A 4625-nucleotide genomic window follows, 5' to 3' on the forward strand; every position below is an offset into this window, starting at 1 on the left:
CGGTCGGACCGACCCCCTCTGGCCTGCCGGCCATCTCCCCCTCGAGGGGGGAGACCAGCAGCTTCACCGATCGATCCGCGTCGACAGGATGATCGACGACAGGGTCCGCTCGACCCCGTCCATGGCGCCGATCTGGTCGAGCAGCATGTCGAGGTCGCGGATCGATGGCGCGTCGACGATGACGATCATGTCGAAATTGCCGCTGACCGAATGCAGCGTCCGGACCGTCGTCAGGGCGCGCAGGCCGCGCACCACCTTGTCGGCGAGCTTGGGCGTCACGGTGAGCAGTACATGCGCCCGCACCAGCCCCTGCTCGTAGTCCGGCGCCAGCCGGACGCCATAGCCTGATATGATGCCGCGCTGCTCCAGCCGCTCGATGCGGCTCTGCACGGTCGTTCGAGACACGCCAAGCCGCCGCGCCAGCTCGGCGGTCGAGGCGCGCGCATTCTCGCGCAGCAGGGAAAGCAGAGCCTGTTCGGCGTCACTGAGCATTTCGACGATTCTTCTCGGCAGACTGTCCAATCAACGGTTTCGTTTCGAACAAAACCACGCTTCCATTCGACGGGCAAGCTGCGAATCTGAGCTCACAATCAGTGAGGGATCGGTCATGAAAAAAATTGTCGTTGTCGGCGCCGGAAAGATCGGCTCGACCATTGCCGAGATGCTCGCCGCCACTGGGGATTATCAGGTCACGCTCGTCGACCGCTCGGCAGCACAGCTCGCTGCTGCCGAACTGCCGGCCACGGTTGCGACGCTGGAGCTCGACATCGAAGCCGCCGGCGCGCTGGAAGCCGCGCTCGCCGGCAAATTCGCGGTGCTCAGCGCCGCTCCCTTCCATCTGACCACCCGCATCGCCGAAGCGGCGGCCAGTGCCGGCGTGCACTATCTCGACCTGACCGAGGACGTCGTCTCGACCCGCCGCGTCAAGGAACTGGCGCGTTCGGGCAGAAGCGCCTTCATTCCGCAATGCGGCCTGGCGCCGGGCTTCATCTCGATCGTCGCCAACGATCTCGCCAGCCGGTTCGATTCGCTGGAGAGCGTGCGCATGCGCGTCGGCGCACTGCCGCAATATCCCTCCAACGCGCTGAACTACAATCTGACCTGGAGCACCGACGGCGTCATCAACGAATATTGCGAGCCCTGCGAGGCGATCGTCGAAGGCGAGCTGGTCGAGGTGCCGCCACTGGAAGAGCGCGAGGAGTTCTCGCTCGACGGCGTCACCTACGAAGCGTTCAACACCTCCGGCGGCCTTGGCACGCTGGCCGAGACGCTGAAGGGCAGAGTGCGCACGCTGAACTACCGCACCATCCGCTATCCCGGCCACGCCGCGATCATGAAGGCGCTGCTCAACGATCTCGGCCTGCGCCACCGCCGTGACGTGCTGAAAGACATTTTCGAAAGCGCCCTGCCGGCGACGTTGCAGGACGTGGTCATCGTCTTCGTCACCGTCTCCGGCCGCAAGAACGGCCGCCTGCTGCAGGAGACCTACGCCAACAAGATCTACTCCAGGCGCATCGGCGACCAGGTGCGAAGCGCCATCCAGATCACCACCGCGTCGGGCATCTGCGCCGTGCTCGACATGCTGGCCGACGGCAGCCTGCCGGCGACGGGTTTCATCAAGCAGGAAGACATCGCGCTTGACGCGTTTCTGGCCAACCGTTTCGGGCGCGCCTATGCGCAGCACGAGATGGTGAGCCGGCTGGCGGGGTGATCAGCGTCTCTCTCTTGTGAGAGGCTGGCGGGACAGTGCACCCCTCTGCCCTGCCGGGCATCTCCCCCTCTAGGGGGGAGATCGGCTGTCATCTTAGATTTCGCCAATTTTCAAAGTCTTGGAAGAGGCGGGTTGCCCGAAACTGCTGATCTCCCCCCTTGAGGGGGAGATGTCCGGCAGGACAGAGCGGGGCGAGTGTCCCGCCAGCATCACCGCCTTTGCACTATCACGAATCAAACATGCAGCGCGTGCCCCAGCGCCTTGAGCGCCGCTTCCTGGAATCCCTCGCCTTGCGTCGGATGGGCATGGATCGTGCCGGCAATGTCCTCCAGCCTCGCGCCCATCTCCAGCGCCAGTCCAAAAGCCGCCGCCAGTTCCGAGACGCCCTGCCCGACCGCCTGGATGCCGAGCATCAGATGGTTGTCCGCGCGCGCGACGACACGGACAAAACCGTCCTCGCCGAGCTTGGTCATCGCCCGGCCGTTGGCGGCGAACGGGAACGTGCCGATCTTGATCTCGCCGCCGAGCGCCTTGGCCTCTTCCGGCGACAAGCCTGCCGTCACCAGCTCGGGATCGGTGAAGCAGACGGCGGGAATCGAGCGCTTGTCCCAGCTGCGTTTGTGACCGGCGACGATCTCGGCGACCATCTCGCCCTGGGCCATCGCCCGGTGCGCCAGCATCGGCTCGCCGGTGACGTCGCCGATGGCGAAGATGCCGCGCATCGAGGTGCGGCACTGGTCGTCGATGCGGATGAATTTGCCTGCCCTGTCGAGGTCGATCTGCTCGAGCCCCCAGCCTTCGGTCACCGGCTTGCGGCCGACCGTGACCAGGATTTTTTCGGCGGCGACCTTGGCGCTCTTGCCATCCGCCGTCTCGACCAGCAGCGCATCGCCTTTGGTCGATAGCCCCTTGGCCTTGGCACCCAGCATCACCTCGACGCCGAGTGCGTTGAGCCGCTTGACCACGGGCCGCGTGAGTTCGGCGTCATACTGCGCCAGCACGCGCGGCAAGGCCTCGACCACGGTCACTTTGGCGCCCATTTTGGCGAAGGCCATGCCGAGTTCCAGCCCGATATAGCCGCCACCGACGACAGCGAGTTTTTGTGGAACCGCGCCGAGTGCCAGTGCCTCGGTTGACGAAATCACCGGACCGCCAAAGGGCAGGAACGGCAGTTCGACCGGCGCCGAGCCGGTGGCGATGACGATCGCCTCGGCGCGGATGACTTGGCTTCCTGTCTCGGTTTCGACCTCCACAGTCTTGCCGTCGCGAAAGCTCGCCCAGCCATGCACGGTCTTGACTCCTGCCTTCTTGAGCAGGCCGGCGACGCCGCTGTTGAGCCGGCTCACGATGCCGTCCTTCCAGGCGATCGTCTTAGCCAGGTCGAGCGTCGGTGCGGTGAGCGAAATGCCCAGCGGGCTCTTGCCGCTCGCCATGTGTGAGACCCTCTCGAACTCTTCCGCCGCATGGATCAGCGCCTTGGACGGGATGCAGCCGACATTGAGGCAGGTGCCGCCTGGTTTGCCCGACTCGACGATCACCGTGTCGACGCCGAGCTGCCCGGCACGGATGGCGCAGACATAGCCCCCGGGACCGGCGCCGATGACGAGCAGCTTGCAGGAGATTTCTTTCATGTTGGCATCCTGGTTCACAATGGTGCTGGAAGGCAGATAATGTTGGGTCCTTCGCGCCGCCCTCGAAGCGCGTAATCTCCCCCCTCGAGGGGGAGATGTCGCCGAAGGCGACAGAGGGGGTCGCCGCGCGTAGAGCGCCGGCCTGCATCTGTCGCGCAAGGCGGTCGCGTCCAGTCGTACCAACCCCCTCTGGCCTGCCGGCCATCTCCCCCTCGAGGGGGGAGATTACGCCCTCCACTGCTTTCGCTGATTTTCAACATTGTAAGAAGAAAACCAGTCCTCCAAGGCAGAGGGGGGCGCTGTCCCGCCGGCATCTCGATTGTCCCGCCCCTCAATCCACAAAGATCAGCGCCGGCGTTTCCAGCAGCGTCTTTATCCGCTGGATGAACACCGCCGCGTCCCAGCCGTCGATCACCCGATGGTCGAAGCTCGACGACAGGTTCATCATCTTGCGCGGCATGAACTGGGTGCCGTCCCACACCGGCCGCACCATCATCTTGTTGACGCCGATGATCGCCACTTCGGGATGATTGATGACCGGTGTCGTCGCCACGCCACCCATGGCGCCGAGCGAAGTGATGGTGATGGTCGAGCCAGACAGCTCGTCGCGTGTCGCCGTGCCGGACTTGGCCGCCTCGGCCAGCCTGATGATTTCTGCGCCGCACTCCCAGATATCGCGCGCCTCGGCATGCTTGACCACAGGCACCACCAGCCCCGTCGGCGTCTGCGCGGCAATGCCGATATTGATGCCGCCATGCTGGTGGATGATGCCGGCCTCGTCGTCGAACAGCGAATTGAGATTGGGCTGGTCCGCTATCGCCTTGACCATGGCCCGCATCAGGAACGGCAGCAGCGTCAGCTTCGGCCGCTCCACGCCACCCTTACCTGGGCGCTTCTCCTTGTTGAGCGCGGCGCGCAATTCCTCCAGCGCGGTGACGTCGACCTCCTCGACATAGGTGATGTGCGGGATGCGCGATTTCGACAGCGACATCTTCTCGGCGATCTTGCGCCGCAAGCCCACCACCTTGATATCCTGGATCGCATCGTTGCGGGCGAGGCCGGATGTCCTGGCAACCTGCGGCCCGCGCGCCAGGAACGCTTCGATGTCCTCATGGCCGATGCGGCCGGCAGGGCCGGATCCCGCAACCTGCCTGAGATCGATGCCGGCTTCCTTTGCCCGCAGACGCACGGCAGGCGAAGCCAGCGGTCTTTCGCCCTCGGGACGCCGTGCGCCGGCGGGCGTGGCAACTTGAGATGTCGGCGCCGTACCCCCACCCCTAGCC

The 4625-nt window shown here is 65.1% G+C and carries 4 protein-coding genes; 1 reads left to right on the forward strand and 3 read right to left on the reverse strand.

Annotated elements, in window-relative coordinates:
- Positions 1-63: 63 nt before the first annotated feature.
- Complete coding sequence (locus EOB59_RS24825) at positions 64-492, reverse strand: Lrp/AsnC family transcriptional regulator (protein WP_127329250.1); 429 nt, start codon at positions 490-492, stop codon at positions 64-66.
- A 115-nt stretch (positions 493-607) separates the two neighbouring features.
- On the opposite strand from EOB59_RS24825, the gene EOB59_RS24830 reads away from it, so the two are divergent.
- Entirely contained in the window at positions 608-1711 is a 1104-nt protein-coding gene (locus EOB59_RS24830) for a saccharopine dehydrogenase family protein (protein ID WP_127397738.1), read from the forward strand.
- A gap of 233 nt (positions 1712-1944) precedes the next feature.
- On the opposite strand, the gene lpdA is transcribed toward EOB59_RS24830, so the two are convergent.
- Together lpdA and EOB59_RS24845 are read right to left on the reverse strand one after the other, a co-directional pair.
- Positions 1945-3342 (reverse strand): dihydrolipoyl dehydrogenase, encoded by a 1398-nt coding sequence (gene lpdA, locus EOB59_RS24840; RefSeq protein ID WP_127808601.1) that lies wholly within the window; start codon positions 3340-3342, stop codon positions 1945-1947.
- A 331-nt stretch (positions 3343-3673) separates the two neighbouring features.
- Positions 3674-4625 (reverse strand): dihydrolipoamide acetyltransferase family protein (locus tag EOB59_RS24845; protein WP_164895739.1); only part of this gene is annotated, 952 nt, incomplete at its 5' end.

The sequence above is a fragment of the Mesorhizobium sp. M7A.F.Ca.MR.176.00.0.0 genome, from assembly GCF_004023165.1.
Classification (GTDB): Bacteria; Pseudomonadota; Alphaproteobacteria; order Rhizobiales; family Rhizobiaceae; genus Mesorhizobium.

Excerpts from the sequence above, each read along its gene's own strand:
- EOB59_RS24825 (WP_127329250.1), bottom strand. The coding sequence starts at position 492 with ATGCTCAGTGACGCCGAACAGGCTCTGCTTTCCCTGCTGCGCGAGAAT.
- EOB59_RS24830 (WP_127397738.1), top strand. The coding sequence starts at position 608 with ATGAAAAAAATTGTCGTTGTCGGCGCCGGAAAGATCGGCTCGACCATT.
- lpdA (WP_127808601.1), bottom strand. The coding sequence starts at position 3,342 with ATGAAAGAAATCTCCTGCAAGCTGCTCGTCATCGGCGCCGGTCCCGGG.